Origin of the sequence: Methylibium sp. T29-B (assembly GCF_000576225.1) — a bacterium.
GTDB classification, from domain to species: Bacteria; Pseudomonadota; Gammaproteobacteria; order Burkholderiales; family Burkholderiaceae_C; genus Methylibium; species Methylibium petroleiphilum.
On the sequence record NZ_AZSN01000365.1, the window covers coordinates 1 to 1,074 of the forward strand.

General features: G+C 72.3%; 1 pseudogene. It reads right to left on the minus strand.

Annotated features, from left to right (window positions below):
* Positions 1 to 77: 77 nt before the first annotated feature.
* Positions 78 to 1,074, minus strand: a pseudogene (locus Y694_RS21960) (phosphatidylglycerol lysyltransferase domain-containing protein); the annotation flags it as partial.

The window sequence follows — 1,074 nt, forward strand, 5'->3', positions numbered from 1 at the left end:
GGCCGGTGCCGCCACCGACGCCATGCCCGCGGCAGCCAGCGCCACCGCGAACGCGAGTGCGGGTGCGCGCGCCACGCTCATTTGGCGATCACGCCCTTGACGCCGCCGCCGATCAACGCGGCCACGTCGACCAGCACGAACAGCGGCGCCACGCCGCCGGGCGCGGCCAGGTAGCGCGCCTCCCAGACCGGCTCGAACTTGTCCTTGAAGCTGTGCAGGCCGCGGAAGTTGTAGAAGCGCTCGCCGTGCTCGAACAGCAGCCGCCCCAGCCGCTGCCAGCGCGGCGCGCGGCGCCGCTCGGCCATGCCGGCCATCGGCGACATGCCCAGGCCGAAGCGCTGGTAGCCCTGGGCCTGCAGGTACAGCATGATCTTGGCGAACAGGAAGTCCATCGTGCCGGGCGGCGACTCCGGCAGGTGGCGCATCAAATCGATGCTGGCCTCGTCCTTCGCGTCGGTCGCCAGCAGGTTGGCGAAGGCGATGATGCGGCCTTCGCGCCGCACCACGGCGACCGGCAGTTGCTGCAGGTAGCGCTCGTCGAAGCGGCCGACCGAGAAGCCCTTCTCGCGCGACTTCTGCTGGCCGAGCCAGGCATCGGACACGGCCCGCAGTTCCGGCAGCGCCGCGCCCACCGCCGCCGGCGGCAGCACCTCGAAGCTCAGGCCCTCGCGCTCGCCGCGGTTCACGCCGGAGCGCAGGTTGGCGCGCTTGGCGCCCTTGAGGTCGAAGTCGGGCAAGGTGACGTGCGCATGCTCGCCCAGCTTGAAGGCCTGCAGGCCGCAGTCCAGGTAGAGCGGCAGCGCGACCGGCCGGACCTGGTAGAAGGCCGCGCGGCTCCGTGCGCCGCCGCCAGTTCGACGAAGCGCCACACCAGGTCGGGCCACTCGCGCGCGTCACCCATCGGACCGAACAGCGACACCCAGGAGCGGCCCTGTTTGCCGAACATCAGGAAGCTGCGGCCCGACGGCGAGAACAGCAGGTGCTTGTCGCCGACCAGCGCATAGCAGCCGTCGGACGACGGGCTGCTCCGCACCACCGCCGCCGCGCGCGCGAGCTCCTCGGCCGTGGCCGGCG